The sequence below is a fragment of the Streptomyces deserti genome, assembly GCF_054782695.1.
Map to the genome: position 1 here is coordinate 59,397 of NZ_BAAGRZ010000035.1, position 13,451 is coordinate 72,847.

The following is a 13,451-nucleotide window of genomic DNA, read 5'->3' on the forward strand; positions in this document are numbered from 1 at the left end:
AACCCCCGTGAAGGTCGGCTGCATCGGACTCGGCGACATCGCGCGGAAGGCCTACCTCCCGGTGCTCGCCTTCCAGCCCGGGGTCGAACTTCACCTGCAGACCCGGACGCCCGCGACGCTGGACCGGGTCGCCGACGGCCTGCACCTGCCGGCGGACCGGCGGCACGCCACCCTGGACTCCCTCCTCGCCCAGGACCTCGACGCCGCCTTCGTCCACGCGCCGACGACCGTGCACCCGCAGATCGTGACGAGGCTGCTCGAGGCGGGCGTACCCACGTACGTCGACAAGCCGCTGGCGTACGAACTCGCCGATTCGACGCGGCTCGTGGCGCTCGCCGAGGAGCGGAACGTGAGCCTCGCCGTCGGCTTCAACCGGCGGTACGCCCCCGGCTACACGCAGTGCGCCGACCACCCGCGCGAGCTGATCCTCATGCAGAAGAACCGGATCGGGCTGCCGGAGGAACCGCGCACGATGATCCTCGACGACTTCATCCACGTGGTCGACACCCTGCGCTTCCTGGTGCCCGGCCCGATCGACGACGTGACCGTGCGCGCCCGCGTCCAGAAGGGTCTGCTGCACCATGTCGTGCTGCAACTCTCCGGGGAGGGCTTCACCGCGCTCGGCGTGATGAACCGGCTCAGCGGTTCGGCCGAGGAGATCCTGGAGGTCTCCGGACAGGACACCAAGCGTCAGGTGGTCAACCTCGCCGAAGTGATCGACCACAAGGGGCAGCCGACCGTGCGGCGGCGCGGCGACTGGGTGCCGGTGGCCCGGCAGCGCGGCATCGAGCAGGTGGTGCTGGCGTTCCTGGACGCGGTCCGCGCGGGCAAGGTGCTCAGCGCCCGGGACGCGCTGGAGACCCATGAGTTGTGCGAGCGGGTGGTACGCGCGGTTCAGGAGCGGGCCGCCTGAGCCGCAGCGCCCGTCCGCCCTCGGCGGCGCCCCAGGCGGCGAGGACCAGCAGCGCCGCGTACACGGGCCAGTGGCCGAAGCGGACGTACGGCGTGGTGCCGTGCGCGAGCGGGATGTCGTACACCTGTGTGGTGCTCGCGTCGGTGCCGAGCCACGGGCCGATCTGCTGTCCGCTCGGGCCGTAGACCGCCGAGGCCCCGGTCAGGGTCGCGTGCACCATGGGCCGGCCGGTCTCGGCGGCGCGCAGCGCGGCGAGCGAGGCGTGCTGCGCGGGCGCCCAGCTCTCCTGGAACGTGGAGGTCGCCGACTGGCCGACCAGGACGTCGGCGCCGTCCTGGGTGAGGTGGCGGGTCATGTCGGGGAAGGCGGTCTCGAAGCACACCATCGGGCCGATCCGCAGCCGGTCCCCGGCGTTCGCGGCGTTCCCGGTGTCCATCACCACCTGCCGCGAGCCGCGCCTGCGGTCCTCGGCCGCCGCTTCGCCCACGGAGGTCGCCCAGCCGAGCAGGGAGCGGGCCGGGATGTACTCGCCGAACGGGACGAGCCGCATCTTGTCGTAGCGGTCGCCGGTCAGGCCGTCCGGGCCGACGAGGACGGAGCTCTTGTAGATACCGGGCTTGTCGGAGCGCCGGGCGTCCACGTTGACCAGGATCTCGGCGTCCGTCTCGCGCGACAGCGCCGCGAGCCGCCTGGCGAGGTCGGGCCGCTGGCCCAGGTCGAAGCCGACGCTGCTCTCGCCCCAGACGATCAGGTCGACGTCCTGGCCGGCGAGCTGCCGGGTGAGCTCCTCCTCCCGGTCGAACCGGCGGTCTCCGCTGTCCTTGCCCTGGATGACACCGGGCTGCACAACGGCGATCCTGACCCGGTCGTCGACGTCGGGACGCGGTGACCACACCCAGGCCATGGACGTCACGACGGCCGTGGCGAGCAGCCCGGCCACGGCGGGCACGCGGGCCCGCCGCACCGCGACGAGCACGGCGATCGCCACATTGACGGCCACCACCAGGAAGCTGATCAGCCACACCCCGCCCACCGACGCGACCCGCAGCGCGGGGTCGACCTGCCACTGGCTCGCACCCAGCACGCCCCAGGGCCCGCCGAGGCCCTGCCAGGAGCGGATCAGCTCCACCGCCAGCCAGCCCGACGGCAGCACGGCGAGGGCGGCCGCGATCCGGCCCCGCGAGGGCGTCCCCGCCAGCAGGCGGCGCACCAGCCAGCCCCACGGCGCCCACAGCGCGCCGAGCAGCGAGGCGATGACGAAGGTGAACACGTGCAGGTTCGGCAGCAGCCAGTGGTGCATCGCCAGCATGAAGCCGAACCCGCCCCACCAGCCGTCGTACGCCGCCCGTTTCCCGGTCGGGGCGGTGCGCGTCAGCAGAATCCAGGGGACCAGGGCGACATAGGCGAACCACCACAGGGCCGGGCCGGGAAATGCGAGGACGGGCAGGGCACCCGCGACCGCCGCGGCGGCCGAGCGCCGCCACGGGGAGGCGAGCCAGTGGCCGAGCGTCTTCATAGGCCCCTCCCTACCCGCGGTGCCTCCAGTGTGCGCCCTGCGGGTGATCCGGAACAGGGCGCACAAACCGAGCGCGTCGGCTCAGTTGATCACAGGGCCTGCTTCACGGTCGGGAAGGCGCCGCCACTTCTCCCGTACGACGACCTCGCGCAGCCGCCAGCCGTCGTCGGTCCGCAGCAGCGCGAAGGCGTAACGGCCGCCGCACACGAAGTCGGGCGCGGCGCCGGATCCGGTGGTGCCCATGGGATTGACGTAGTCGGCCTGGACGTGGGCCGTGTCGCCGGTGTCCTGCTCCTGGATCCCGAAGCGCACCCGGCGGTTGACGATCAGGTGCTGGCGTATCGGGAACTGCCGCATGCTCTCGGCGAGCCATGCGGCGACCTTCCCGGCGTCGCCCTCGATGCCGCCGGCCGAGCGGTAGTCCGCCCGCCCGTCCGGGGTGAACAGCCCCCGGTATGCCTCCCAGTCGCCGTCGTCGACCGTCACCGCGTAGTCGGTGATCAACTCGTCGACGGCCAGCCGGTCCCTCACGGTGGCGAGCTCCACGCGCTGCGTCATTGGATCAGTCTTGGGCATGCGGGGTGCCGCGCCAAGGGGGACGCGGTGATATTCGGTGGCCGTGGCCGCGGGCCTGCCTCCAGTCTGGGTCCGTGAATGATCAGCAGGAGCCCAGATTCCGCGTACGCGCCCGCCACACCGCCTCCACGGTCACCGTCTACCAGGCCTACCGCCCCGAGATCGGCCGCGCCGCGGCCCGCGCCGGCCGTTTCCCGTCGTCCTGGAAGCGGGACCGCATGACGTGGATCAAGCCGTCGTTCCTGTGGATGATGTACCGCTGCGGCTGGGGCACGAAGCAGGACCAGGAGACCGTCCTGGCGATCGAGATCCGCCGGGAGGGGTTCGTCCGGGCGCTGCGCGACGCCTGCCTGTCCCACTACGTCCCCGCCCTGCACGGCGACGAGGCCGCCTGGAAGCGCCGGTTGCGGCAGGCACCCGCGCGCGTGCAGTGGGACCCGGAGCGCGATCTGCACCTCAACCCGCTGCCGCACCGGTCGCTGCAGCTGGCTCGCGGGGGAGGCGGCGGCCCGCTACGCCGACGAGTGGATCGTCGGCATCGAGGACGTCACGCCCCTGGCCACGCGGATCCACGGGCTGGTATGGGCGGGCGAACTCGACCGTGCCGCCGGGCTGTTGCCCGAGGAGCGGCCGTATCCGCTCGACGAGGACGTGCTCGCGCACCTGCGCATTCAGGAGGATCCGTCTCCTGTCGTGGGAGGCGGAGGTGACACGCGGTAGGCCTGCCTCGTGGTCTTTCAGGCCGCCTCGACGACCTCGCTGCGGATCGCGGCCGCCCACTCGACCACCAGCAGCTCGTACTCGGCGCGCTCCTGGGCCGACAGGGACCCGCCCGCGCGCCGCCACAGGGCGCGGATCTCCTCGTTGACCTCGGCGGCAGACCGCACGGAACCAGGGGTCACGGAATCGGGGGACATGCGAACAAGCCTACGGGCAAGCACTGACAGTCCGCTACCGGACGGCTACGGGACCGGTATGGGTTCGGTCACGGCCGCGCGGACCGCGTGCCGGTACTGACTCGCCGGTCAGCCGCTGCTGAGCCGGCTTCCGGCCTCGCCGGTCAGTGCGCCGGCTCGCCCGCGTGCGGGCTCAGCACGCCCATGCTGACCAGCACGATGATGACCACGCCGAGGGCCAGGCGGTACCAGACGAACGGCATGAAGCTCTTCGTCGAGATGAACTTCATGAACCAGGCGATGACGGCGTACCCGACCGCGAAGGCGATGATCGTCGCGAAGACCGTCGGGCCCCAGGAGACGTGGTCGCTCTCCATGGCGTCCTTCAGCTCGAACAGGCCGGACGCCAGCACCGCCGGGATGGCGAGCAGAAAGGAGTAGCGGGCCGCGGCCTCGCGCCGGTACCCCATGAACAGGCCGCCGCTGATCGTCGCGCCGGAGCGGGAGACGCCGGGGACGAGGGCCATGGCCTGGCAGAGGCCGTAGATCAGGCCGTCCCGTACGCCCAGGTCCTCCAGGGCCTTGCGCTGCTTGGGCGCGCGGTGCCGGCCGCCGCTCTCGTCCCGGGCCGCCAGCCGGTCGGCGATGCCGAGGACGATGCCCATGCCGATCAGCATGGTGGCCGTGATGCGCAGGTCCCGGAACGGCCCCTCGATCTGGTCCTTCAGCGTCACGCCGAGCACACCGATCGGGATGGAGCCGACGATGACCAGCCAGCCCATGCGCGCGTCCGGATCCTTGCGCATCGCCTTGTTCGTGAGCGAGCGCGTCCACGCCGAGATGATCCGCCCGATGTCCTTGCGGAAGTAGATCAGCACCGCGGTCTCCGTGCCGATCTGGGTGATCGCCGTGAAGGCGGCGCCGGGGTCCTCCCAGCCCGAGAAGGCCGCGGTCAGCCGTAGATGCGCGCTGGAGGATACGGGGAGGAACTCGGTCAGTCCCTGGACGAGTCCGAGGATGAGGGATTGCAACCAAGTCATGAAGGTACCGAGTCCAAGTGCCGATCGAGGAACGGGCGATGGGCACACCGCGCCGCCGTGTGCGGTGATCTGGGGATCAGGCGTGCCGAGGGGGAAGCGTAGCGTCCCCCGGTGACAGGTCCGACACAGGGGCCGGGAAGCGGGCGGTGGAACGGCCGGTGGAACGGGTCAGGCCGCCGTCGGGCCCGCCACCGTCCAGCCGGGGGCCTGCGGGTGGGCCTTGAGGTCCTCGTGGCGCACCGTCTCGCCGCAGGCCTGACAGGTGACGACCGGGACCAGGTCGTTGCCGCAGGAGTGCTCGATCACCATGGGCCGTTCGCCGTCCTCGCGCAGATGGCGGTCGCCCCACGCCATGAGGGTCATCAGGACCGGCTCCAGCTCCAGCCCCGCCCGGGTCGGCCGGTACTCGAAGCGCTGCGGGCGCTCGCTGTAGGGGCGCTTGGTCAGGATCCCGGCGTCGACGAGCCGCCGCAGCCGCGTGGCCAGGATGTCGCGCGGGGCGCCGATGTTGCGCACGAGCTGGTCGAAACGGCCGTTGCCGAGGCACACCTCGCGCAGGACGAGCAGGGAGTACTTCTCGCCGACGAGCGCCAGGGCGTCGGCGATGGAGCAGGGGCGCGGGTCTTTGGGAGCGGCCATGGCCCAAGTCTAGGGGAGGGTTGGATTTTCCAACTAGCGGAGTTATGGTGAGTCCGGATTTCCTACTCACTGGTAGCCGGCCGGTCGCGGCACCAGCCACCGGACCGTCGGCCTTGCCGGCCTTGGAGGCCCGCCCATGCGTGACGCAGTGATCGTCGAAGCCGTACGCACCCCGATCGGCAAGGGCAAGCCGAACGGCTCCCTCGCGCAGATCCACCCCGTGGAGCTCCTCGCGCACACCCTGCGCACCCTCGTCGAGCGCTCCGGTGCCGACCCGGCGCTGGTCGACGACGTCATCGGCGGCGCCGTCGACCAGGTCGGCGAGCAGGCCATGAACACCACCCGTTACGCCGCCCTGTCGGCGGGCTTCCCGGAGTCGGTCCCCGCGACCACCGTGGACCGCCAGTGCGGCTCCTCCCAGCAGGCCGTCCACTTCGCCGCGCAGGGCGTCCTCGCGGGCGCCTACGACCTCGTCGTCGCCTGCGGTGTGGAGTCGATGAGCCGGGTGCCGATGTGGTCGAACGTCCCGGAGGGCAAGGACCCCTTCGGCCCCGGCATCGCCGAGCGCTATCCGGAGGGCCTGGTCCCGCAGGGCATCAGCGCCGAGCTCATCGCCGCGAAGTGGTCGATCACGCGCGAGCAGCTGGACGCCTTCGCGGTCTCCTCGCACCGCAAGGCCGCCGCGGCCTGGCAGGCGGGCCTGTTCGACGCCGAGGTCGCGCCGCTGGAGGGCGTCGCGCGCGACGAGTGCGTACGGCCGGACAGCACCACCGAGATCCTGGCCGGCCTCAAGCCCGCCTTCTACGACCCGGCCTACGCCGAGCGCTTCCCGCAGATCGAGTGGAACGTCACCGCGGGCAACGCCAGCCCCGTCAACGACGGCGCCTCGGCCGTGCTCATCACGTCGAGCGAGACCGCCCAGCGCCTCGGGCTGCGCCCGCTCGCCCGGCTGCACAGCTTCGCCGTCACCGGCTCCGACCCGCTGCTGATGCTCACCGGTGTCGTCCCGGCCACCGACAAGGTGCTCCGCAGGGCGCACCTGACCCTGGACGACATCGACCTGTTCGAGGTCAACGAGGCGTTCTCCAGCGTCGTCCTGGCCTGGCAGCAGGAGACCGGCGCCGATCTCGCCAAGGTCAACGTGCACGGCGGCGCCATCGCCCTCGGCCATCCGCTCGGCGCGAGCGGCACCCGTCTGACGACGACGCTGGTCCACGCGATGCGCGAGCGCGGTGCCCGCTACGCCCTGCAGACGATGTGCGAGGCGGGCGGGCTCGCCAACGCGATGATCCTCGAAGCCGTGTGAGGAGTCGTGTGAGGTGCCGTGTGAGGAGCCGTGTGAGGAGCCGGTGGGGGATCCGGCACGTGACCGGTCGTCAGCGGGCGCGCAGGTGGTGGCGTTTGCGCCAGGCCATCACCACGCCCGCCAGCGCCGGCAGGGCGATGCAGGCCAGCGCGATCAGGAAGGCCGGTGACGTCGGCGCCGAGGCCCGGGCGCCGGCGACGACGTACGCGGCGGTGTTCGGGATCGACCCGAGCGCCGTCGCCAGCAGGAACGGCAGCAGGCCCATGCGCGAGACGGCGGCGCAGTAGTTCGCGGCCCAGAACGGCACGCCGGGGAACAGCCGCACCGCCAGCATCGAGCGGAAGCCGTGCCGGCTCAGCTGGCCGTCCGCCGCCTTCAGCCAGCGGCCCCGCAGCAGCGGACGCAGCGCGTCCTGGCCCAGCGCCCGCCCGAGGCAGAACGCGGTCCCGGCACCGAGCACCGTGCCCGCCAGCGCCGCACCCAGGCCGAGCTGCGAGCCGAACAGCGCGCCCGCGGCCAGGTTCAGCAGCGGCCGCGGTACGAACGCCACGGTGCACACGCCGTACGCGACCGCGTAGGCCACCACCGCCGTCGTCCCGCCGAGCTGCGGGGGCCAGCCGTCGACCAGCAGCTTCTGCGGCTCGAAGAGCAGGACCGCCGAGGCGGCCGCGGCGAGCAGGACGACGAGCAGAGACAGGCGCGACCAGGGCGAGAGCAGGACTCTCGTGCACCGTGCGGTCATGCCGGTCGGGGCGGAGGCGCCGGTGGTCGCGGGACCGGTGGTCGCCGTGGTGACGGCGAGCTCCGTGGTGGTGGCCCGGGGAGAGGCCGTGGCGGTGCCCCCAGAGCGGGTGGTGGCATCGAGCATCCGGCGACAGTAACCGACGCATGTGTGTGATCGCCGTATGGTCCGTCTCACGAGCGTCACAGACGCGGCCGGCAGGGCGGCAGCCGCGCGGTCCGAGAAGGCGACCGCGAGCGGTCCCGGAAGCGGTCCGGGAAGCCGCCCGGATCGGTCCCGGAAGCCATCCGGGAGCGGTCCGGGAAGCGGTCCTGGGAGCGGTCCCGGGGCGCTTCAAAAAGCATTCGACGTGGGGCAAAGCCTCGGCAATGATCGATGCCATGTTCCGGCACGCCTTCGTCCTCGCAGCATCCGCGGTCGCGGATGCTCCGAAGGCTGCCGTCGTCGTTCTCACGGCCGTTGCCGACGGCGCCCGAAGCTGACCCTCTCCGGTTCGTCCGGCGGACCCCGCACGGGGAGGGTCGGACAGGTCCTCGGGGTCCCTCTCCACCACTACACGCTTCGAGGTACCGCCATGTCCAAAACGGCATACGTGCGCACCAAACCGCATCTGAACATCGGCACGATGGGGCACGTCGACCACGGCAAGACCACCCTGACCGCCGCCATCACCAAGGTCCTCGCCGAGCGCGGCACCGGCAGTTTCGTGCCGTTCGACCGCATCGACCGGGCGCCCGAGGAGGCGGCGCGCGGCATCACCATCAACATCGCGCACGTCGAGTACGAGACCGACACCCGGCACTACGCGCACGTCGACATGCCGGGCCACGCCGACTACGTCAAGAACATGGTCACCGGCGCCGCGCAGCTCGACGGGGCGATCCTCGTCGTCTCCGCGCTCGACGGGATCATGCCGCAGACCGCCGAACACGTCCTGCTCGCCCGGCAGGTGGGCGTGAACCACATCGTGGTCGCCCTCAACAAGGCCGACGCGGGCGACGAGGAGCTCACCGACCTCGTCGAACTGGAGGTCCGCGACCTGCTCACCGCGCACGGCTACGGCGGCGACTCCGTGCCCGTCGTACGGGTCTCCGGGCTGAAGGCGCTGGAGGGCGACCCGCGCTGGACGGCGTCCGTCGAGGCGCTGCTGGACGCGGTCGACACGTATGTGCCGATGCCGGAGCGGTATGTGGACGCGCCGTTCCTGCTGCCCGTGGAGAACGTGCTGACGATCACCGGCCGGGGGACGGTGGTGACCGGTGCGGTCGAACGGGGCACGATCCGGGTCGGTGAGCGGGTCGAGGTGCTCGGGGCCGGACTGGAGACCGTGGTGACCGGCTTGGAGACTTTCGGCAAGCCGATGGAGGAGGCGCAGGCCGGGGACAACGTGGCACTGCTGTTGCGGGGTGTGCCCCGGGACGCCGTGCGGCGGGGGCATGTGGTGGCCGCGCCGGGGAGTGTGGTGCCGCGGCGGCGGTTCTCGGCGCGGGTGTACGTGCTGTCGGCGCGCGAGGGTGGTCGTACGACGCCCGTCGCGACGGGATACCGGCCGCAGTTCTACATCCGTACGGCGGATGTGGTCGGGGCGGTGGACCTCGGTGAGGTGGCCGTGGCGCGGCCCGGGGAGACGGTGGCCATGACCGTGGAGCTGGGGCGTGAGGTGCCGTTGGAGCCGGGGCTCGGGTTTGCCGTCCGTGAGGGTGGGCGGACCGTGGGGGCGGGGACTGTGACGGCCGTTGTGTGAGGGGGATCTGTGTGTGGGGGACCGCGCGACCGTTGTGGCTGGTCGCGCGGTTCCCCGCGCCCCTTCAGGGACGTTCCGCCCCGGGCACAATGGGATGGTGAACGAGCCGATACCCGTGACCCGCGACGTCGATCACGGCACCGCCAAGCTGATGCCCGACGTGGACCGGAAGCGGGCCTGGCTGCTGACCGTCGACGGGGCGCCGCAGTCGTACGTCGACCTGGACGAGCCCACGCATCTGGAGTTCGAGTACGCGCGGCGGCTCGGGCATGTGCTGGACACGCTCGCGGAGCAGGGGCGGCCCCTGGACGTGCTGCACCTGGGTGGGGGCGCGCTCACTCTGCCCCGCTATGTGGCCGCGACCCGGCCCGGCTCCCGGCAGGACGTCGTGGAGGCCGACCGCGGGCTGCTGGAGCTGGTGGCCGAGCATCTGCCGCTGCCGGAGGGTGCCGGTGTCGCACTGCACGCCGCGGACGCCCGCGCCTGGCTGGAGAGCGCCCCGGACGACCGCGCGGACGTCCTCGTAGCCGACGTCTTCGGCGGTTCACGGGTTCCGGCGCATCTGACGTCCGTCGCCTACGCCCGTGAGGCGGGGCGTGTCCTGCGCGGCAGCGGGGTCTATCTCGCCAACCTTCCCGATGCCGCGCCCTTCGCCTTTCTGCGCTCCCAACTCGCCACGTTCGCCACGGTGTTCGCGGAGCTGGCGCTGATCGCCGAGCCGGGCGTGCTGCGCGGGCGGCGCTTCGGCAACGCCGTGCTCGTCGCCGCGCACCGGCCGATCGAGGTGGCCGCGCTGGCCCGGCTCACCGCCGCCGACGTCTTCCCGGCCCGGGTGGAACACGGCCGGTCCCTGCGGGACTTCACCGGCGACGCGCGGCCGGTGCGGGACGAGGATGCCGTACCGTCACCCGAGCCCCCCGACGGGGCGTTCGGCATCGGCTGACCCGCTGCCGGTGCCCTGTGCCGTGCCCTTGGTCACGTACGTGGTCCTGCGCCGCAGGCTGCGCACGTCCGGCACGCACAGCACCGCCGCCGTGACCAGCACGACCAGCGCGGCGCAGCCCCACAGCGCCGTCGTCCGTCCGAAGGCCGTCTCGGCGGGGCCCGCCAGGGCCGTCGCCAGCGGCACCAGGGCGACCGAGCCGAACCAGTCGTACGCCGAGACCCGGGAGAGCTTGTCCTCCGGGATCTCCTGGTGCAGCGCGGTCATCCACGAGACGCCGAACACCTCCAGGGTCACCCCGGTCACGAACATCACCGCACACAGGACACCGGCCGGCACCGGCACGGCGAGCGCGGCCGACGGCAGGGCCAGGGGGAACACGCACAGGGTGCCGGCCAGGAGCAGGCGGCGCGGTTTCCAGCGGGTCATCAGCAGGGCGCCGGCGACCGTGCCCGCGCCGAAGAAGCCCAGCGCCAGGCCCCACGGTCCGGCGCCGCCCAGGTGGTCGCGGGCGACGAGCGGGCCGTAGACCGCGTCGGCGGCGCCGACGACCGCGTTGGCGATGGAGAACTGCACGACGATGCCCCACAGCCACGGCCGGCCGGCGAACTCCCGCCAGCCGTCCCGCAGATCGGCGAGCATGCCGCCGCCCGGCGTGCGCGGCGGGATGTGGCCGACGTCGAGGAAGGCCCGCAGCGCGCCGGCGACCGCGAACGCCGCCGCGTCCGCCGCGAGGACCCAGCCGGGCCCGATCGCGGCGACCATCGCACCGCCGAGCGCGGCACCGCCCACGGCCGCGCCCTGCATCGCCATCCGGAACACCGCGAAGGCGCGGCCCGCCTGCTCGCCCTGGACCGAGGACAGCAGCATGCCCTCGGCGGCCGGGCTGAAGAACGCCTGGCCGGTGCCGCCGAGCGCGGTCAGCAGCATCATCTGCCACAGCTGCGGCTCCCCGGCCAGGACGAGCGCGGCGAACGCGGCCTGTGACAGGCAGTTGAGGGCGTTGGCCGCGACCATCACACGGTGCCGCGGCAGCCGGTCCGCGACGGCGCCCCCGATCAGCAGGAACAGCACCAGCGGCAGGGTCCGCGCGGCGGCCACCAGTCCCACGTCGCCGCCGTCGCCGCCGGTTTCGATGACCGCGAACGCCGCCGCGATCAGGGCACCGTGGCTGCCCAGGTTGGTGACGAACGCGGCGGCGGTCAGCAGCGTGTAGTTGCGACCCGCCCAGGCGGGGCGACGGCGGGAGCGGATGATCGACAGCACCTCGCGACTATCGCCGTGACGAGGCCGATCTGCCAAATACGTTTTCGGTCTCGCCGATGCCCGCCGCCCACGGAGCCCCTTACGACTCCGTGGGCGGCTCCTCGGTGAGGCGCACCGTGCTCAGGATCTTCTGGACGGTCTGCTCCGGGATCTCCCCGTCGACGCCCTTGGCGCCGTACAGGTTCCACGTGACGAAGTTGCCGGCGCCGTTCTTGAACGCGAACGTGACGGCCTTGCCGTCGCTCGCGCACTTGCCCTTCTGCGGAGTGCTCACGGAGTGCGCCGTGGCGACGCTGCCCTTGATGCCCGAGGCCGTCGTGTACGGCTTCGGCTTGGTGAACTTCACGCTCTTCTTGTCGGGCTGCGTGTAGCCGCCGTAGATCCACCACGGCACCCGCGTCTCGGCCGCCATGTCCGTGTTCTTGGCGCCGTCCTCACCACGGGTTCCGGCGGTGGCGAGGGCGGTGTCCTCCTCGCGGCCGTCCTTGTCCTCGTCACTCGTGCACCACTTGGACTTGAGGTAGGCCGGGGCGGTGACGGTGGTGCGGTCGAGCTTGCCGTCCTTCTCCTCCCACTCGAAGCCCACGCTCGTGTCGGTGCTCTCGATCTCCCAGTCGGCGGGAACGTCGAACATGGTGCCGAAGCGCGGATTGACGACGACCTTCCAGCCCGGAACGGTCGCCTTCAGCTCCCCGCCGCCGCGCGGATTGTCCCCGCCGCCGGTCGGGCTCGGGTCGGCGGACGTGGTCGTGTCGGTGGACGCGCTCGAGGAGGGCTTGCCGTCCTTGCCGCCGTCCGCCGTGTCGTCCTTGTCGCCGCCCAGCACCAGGAAGCCGGTGACACCGGCGGCCACGACCACCGCGGCGGCCGCCACGATCGCCACCAGCTTCGTCCGGTTCCCGCCGCCCCCGCCCTGCGGCGGCTGTGGCGCGCCCACCGGAGCGGGGGCACCCCACTGCGGCTGCTGCGCATAGGGGTTGGGCTGCTGGTAGCCCGGCTGCTGGTACGGATTCGGCTGCTGGTACCCCGGCTGCTGGTACGGGTTGTTCGCTTGCGGGTTCTGCTCGCCCCCGGGCGGCTGCTGTCCTGGCCACATGGGCAGCAACCCTAGCCGCGTCGGGGACACGATTCGGTCACCGCCCTTTGACGGGGCCGTAGCAACTCGGGACCGGCGCTCGGGGGAGGGGTCGGTGGGCTCTTTCCAGCCGACACTACTCACGGGTAACATGCGGCCATGAGCGCAGACCAGATGTCCATCGGCGAGATGCTCGCCGCCACGGTGCCCATGGCCCGGACCCTGAACCTCGAGTTCCTCGAGGCCACTCCGGAGCAGGCGGTGGTGGCCCTGCCGGACCAGAGCGAGTACCACAACCACGTGGGCGGGCCGCATGCCGGGGCGATGTTCACGCTCGGTGAGTCCGCGAGCGGGGCGATCGTGCTGGCCGCGTTCGGGGACCAGCTCTCGCGGGCCGTGCCGCTGGCCGTGCGCGCCGAGATCTCCTACAAGAAGCTGGCGATGGGGCCGGTCACGGCCACCGCGACCCTCGGCCGCCCGGCCGCCGAGGTCGTCGCGGAACTGGACGCGGGCGAGCGCCCCGAGTTCCCCGTGTCGGTCGCCATCCAGCGCGCGGACGGCGCCGTGACCGGTGAGATGACCGTCGTCTGGACCCTGCGCCCGAACGGCTGAGCGCCGTCACCTACGAGGGGCCCCGGCCGGGGGAGCGACCCGGCCGGGGCCCCCGTCGTCCCTCGTGCGGCGATGAGCCCCGGCGGGGGGGGTGCCTCTATGTCTTTCGTCAAGCGAGGCGTGGGGTTCTGGGTTCGTAGAAGGTGCCGTCGCGGAGCATCGCGAACAGCACGTTGATCCGTT

The 13,451-nt window shown here is 72.2% G+C and carries 13 protein-coding genes and 1 pseudogene; 6 read left to right on the forward strand and 8 right to left on the reverse strand.

All coding sequences use genetic code 11. The features are described 5' to 3' along the window. Positions 1-7: 7 nt before the first annotated feature. A complete protein-coding gene (locus ACYVMZ_RS34530) occupies positions 8-913 on the forward strand; it encodes a Gfo/Idh/MocA family protein (protein WP_461086836.1) in 906 nt (301 codons plus the stop codon). On the opposite strand, the gene lnt is transcribed toward ACYVMZ_RS34530, so the two are convergent. After that, the gene (gene lnt, locus ACYVMZ_RS34535) at positions 837-2,429 is read right to left on the reverse strand and encodes an apolipoprotein N-acyltransferase (RefSeq protein ID WP_461086837.1); all 1,593 of its coding nucleotides are present in this window, start codon (positions 2,427-2,429) and stop codon (positions 837-839) included. The genes ACYVMZ_RS34530 and lnt overlap by 77 nt on opposite strands. 81 nt (positions 2,430-2,510) lie before the next feature. Beyond that, positions 2,511-2,987, reverse strand: a complete 477-nt coding sequence (locus ACYVMZ_RS34540) for a nuclear transport factor 2 family protein (protein ID WP_461086838.1) — start codon at positions 2,985-2,987, stop codon at positions 2,511-2,513. A 92-nt stretch (positions 2,988-3,079) separates the two neighbouring features. On the opposite strand from ACYVMZ_RS34540, the pseudogene ACYVMZ_RS34545 reads away from it, so the two are divergent. Further along, positions 3,080-3,725 (forward strand): annotated as a pseudogene (locus ACYVMZ_RS34545) (DUF4291 domain-containing protein). A 17-nt stretch (positions 3,726-3,742) separates the two neighbouring features. On the opposite strand, the gene ACYVMZ_RS34550 reads toward ACYVMZ_RS34545, so the two are convergent. The 3 genes from ACYVMZ_RS34550 to ACYVMZ_RS34560 form a co-directional block, all read right to left on the reverse strand. Further along, positions 3,743-3,922 carry a hypothetical protein gene (locus ACYVMZ_RS34550; protein WP_461086839.1) on the reverse strand — a complete coding sequence of 60 codons (180 nt, stop codon included), beginning with the start codon at positions 3,920-3,922 and terminating at the stop codon, positions 3,743-3,745. Positions 3,923-4,065: 143 nt separating this feature from the next. Next, positions 4,066-4,941, reverse strand: coding sequence for an undecaprenyl-diphosphate phosphatase (locus tag ACYVMZ_RS34555; RefSeq protein WP_461086840.1), 876 nt, complete (start codon positions 4,939-4,941; stop codon positions 4,066-4,068). 168 nt (positions 4,942-5,109) lie between these two features. Further along, complete coding sequence (locus ACYVMZ_RS34560) at positions 5,110-5,580, reverse strand: winged helix-turn-helix transcriptional regulator (protein ID WP_461086841.1); 471 nt, start codon at positions 5,578-5,580, stop codon at positions 5,110-5,112. Positions 5,581-5,716: 136 nt separating this feature from the next. Here ACYVMZ_RS34560 and ACYVMZ_RS34565 point away from each other — a divergent pair, with 136 nt between their 5' ends. Further along, the gene (locus ACYVMZ_RS34565; RefSeq protein ID WP_461086842.1) at positions 5,717-6,886 is read left to right on the forward strand and encodes a thiolase family protein; all 1,170 of its coding nucleotides are present in this window, start codon (positions 5,717-5,719) and stop codon (positions 6,884-6,886) included. 70 nt (positions 6,887-6,956) lie between these two features. Here ACYVMZ_RS34565 and ACYVMZ_RS34570 read toward each other — a convergent pair whose 3' ends face one another. Then, the gene (locus ACYVMZ_RS34570; protein WP_461086843.1) at positions 6,957-7,754 is read right to left on the reverse strand and encodes a TVP38/TMEM64 family protein; all 798 of its coding nucleotides are present in this window, start codon (positions 7,752-7,754) and stop codon (positions 6,957-6,959) included. A gap of 448 nt (positions 7,755-8,202) precedes the next feature. Between ACYVMZ_RS34570 and tuf the strand changes: the two genes are divergently transcribed. Both tuf and ACYVMZ_RS34580 read left to right on the forward strand, forming a co-directional pair. Next, positions 8,203-9,372, forward strand: coding sequence for an elongation factor Tu (tuf, locus tag ACYVMZ_RS34575; protein WP_461086844.1), 1,170 nt, complete (start codon positions 8,203-8,205; stop codon positions 9,370-9,372). Between the two features lie 94 nt (positions 9,373-9,466). Beyond that, positions 9,467-10,315 (forward strand): spermidine synthase, encoded by an 849-nt coding sequence (locus ACYVMZ_RS34580; RefSeq protein WP_461086845.1) that lies wholly within the window; start codon positions 9,467-9,469, stop codon positions 10,313-10,315. Here ACYVMZ_RS34580 and ACYVMZ_RS34585 read toward each other — a convergent pair. Continuing rightward, positions 10,277-11,581 carry an MFS transporter gene (locus ACYVMZ_RS34585; RefSeq protein ID WP_461086846.1) on the reverse strand — a complete coding sequence of 435 codons (1,305 nt, stop codon included), beginning with the start codon at positions 11,579-11,581 and terminating at the stop codon, positions 10,277-10,279. The genes ACYVMZ_RS34580 and ACYVMZ_RS34585 overlap by 39 nt on opposite strands. Before the next feature lie 79 nt (positions 11,582-11,660). Beyond that, the gene (locus ACYVMZ_RS34590; protein WP_461086847.1) at positions 11,661-12,677 is read right to left on the reverse strand and encodes a hypothetical protein; all 1,017 of its coding nucleotides are present in this window, start codon (positions 12,675-12,677) and stop codon (positions 11,661-11,663) included. Between the two features lie 153 nt (positions 12,678-12,830). Between ACYVMZ_RS34590 and ACYVMZ_RS34595 the strand changes: the two genes are divergently transcribed. Then, positions 12,831-13,268, forward strand: coding sequence for a DUF4442 domain-containing protein (locus ACYVMZ_RS34595; RefSeq protein WP_461086850.1), 438 nt, complete (start codon positions 12,831-12,833; stop codon positions 13,266-13,268). Positions 13,269-13,451 lie beyond the last annotated feature (183 nt).

Excerpts from the sequence above, each read along its gene's own strand:
- ACYVMZ_RS34590 (WP_461086847.1), bottom strand. The coding sequence starts at position 12,677 with ATGTGGCCAGGACAGCAGCCGCCCGGGGGCGAGCAGAACCCGCAAGCG.
- ACYVMZ_RS34570 (WP_461086843.1), bottom strand. The coding sequence starts at position 7,754 with ATGCTCGATGCCACCACCCGCTCTGGGGGCACCGCCACGGCCTCTCCC.
- ACYVMZ_RS34595 (WP_461086850.1), top strand. The coding sequence starts at position 12,831 with ATGTCCATCGGCGAGATGCTCGCCGCCACGGTGCCCATGGCCCGGACC.
- ACYVMZ_RS34550 (WP_461086839.1), bottom strand. The coding sequence starts at position 3,922 with ATGTCCCCCGATTCCGTGACCCCTGGTTCCGTGCGGTCTGCCGCCGAG.
- ACYVMZ_RS34560 (WP_461086841.1), bottom strand. The coding sequence starts at position 5,580 with ATGGCCGCTCCCAAAGACCCGCGCCCCTGCTCCATCGCCGACGCCCTG.
- tuf (WP_461086844.1), top strand. The coding sequence starts at position 8,203 with ATGTCCAAAACGGCATACGTGCGCACCAAACCGCATCTGAACATCGGC.
- ACYVMZ_RS34555 (WP_461086840.1), bottom strand. The coding sequence starts at position 4,941 with ATGACTTGGTTGCAATCCCTCATCCTCGGACTCGTCCAGGGACTGACC.
- lnt (WP_461086837.1), bottom strand. The coding sequence starts at position 2,429 with ATGAAGACGCTCGGCCACTGGCTCGCCTCCCCGTGGCGGCGCTCGGCC.
- ACYVMZ_RS34565 (WP_461086842.1), top strand. The coding sequence starts at position 5,717 with ATGCGTGACGCAGTGATCGTCGAAGCCGTACGCACCCCGATCGGCAAG.
- ACYVMZ_RS34580 (WP_461086845.1), top strand. The coding sequence starts at position 9,467 with ATGGTGAACGAGCCGATACCCGTGACCCGCGACGTCGATCACGGCACC.
- ACYVMZ_RS34540 (WP_461086838.1), bottom strand. The coding sequence starts at position 2,987 with ATGACGCAGCGCGTGGAGCTCGCCACCGTGAGGGACCGGCTGGCCGTC.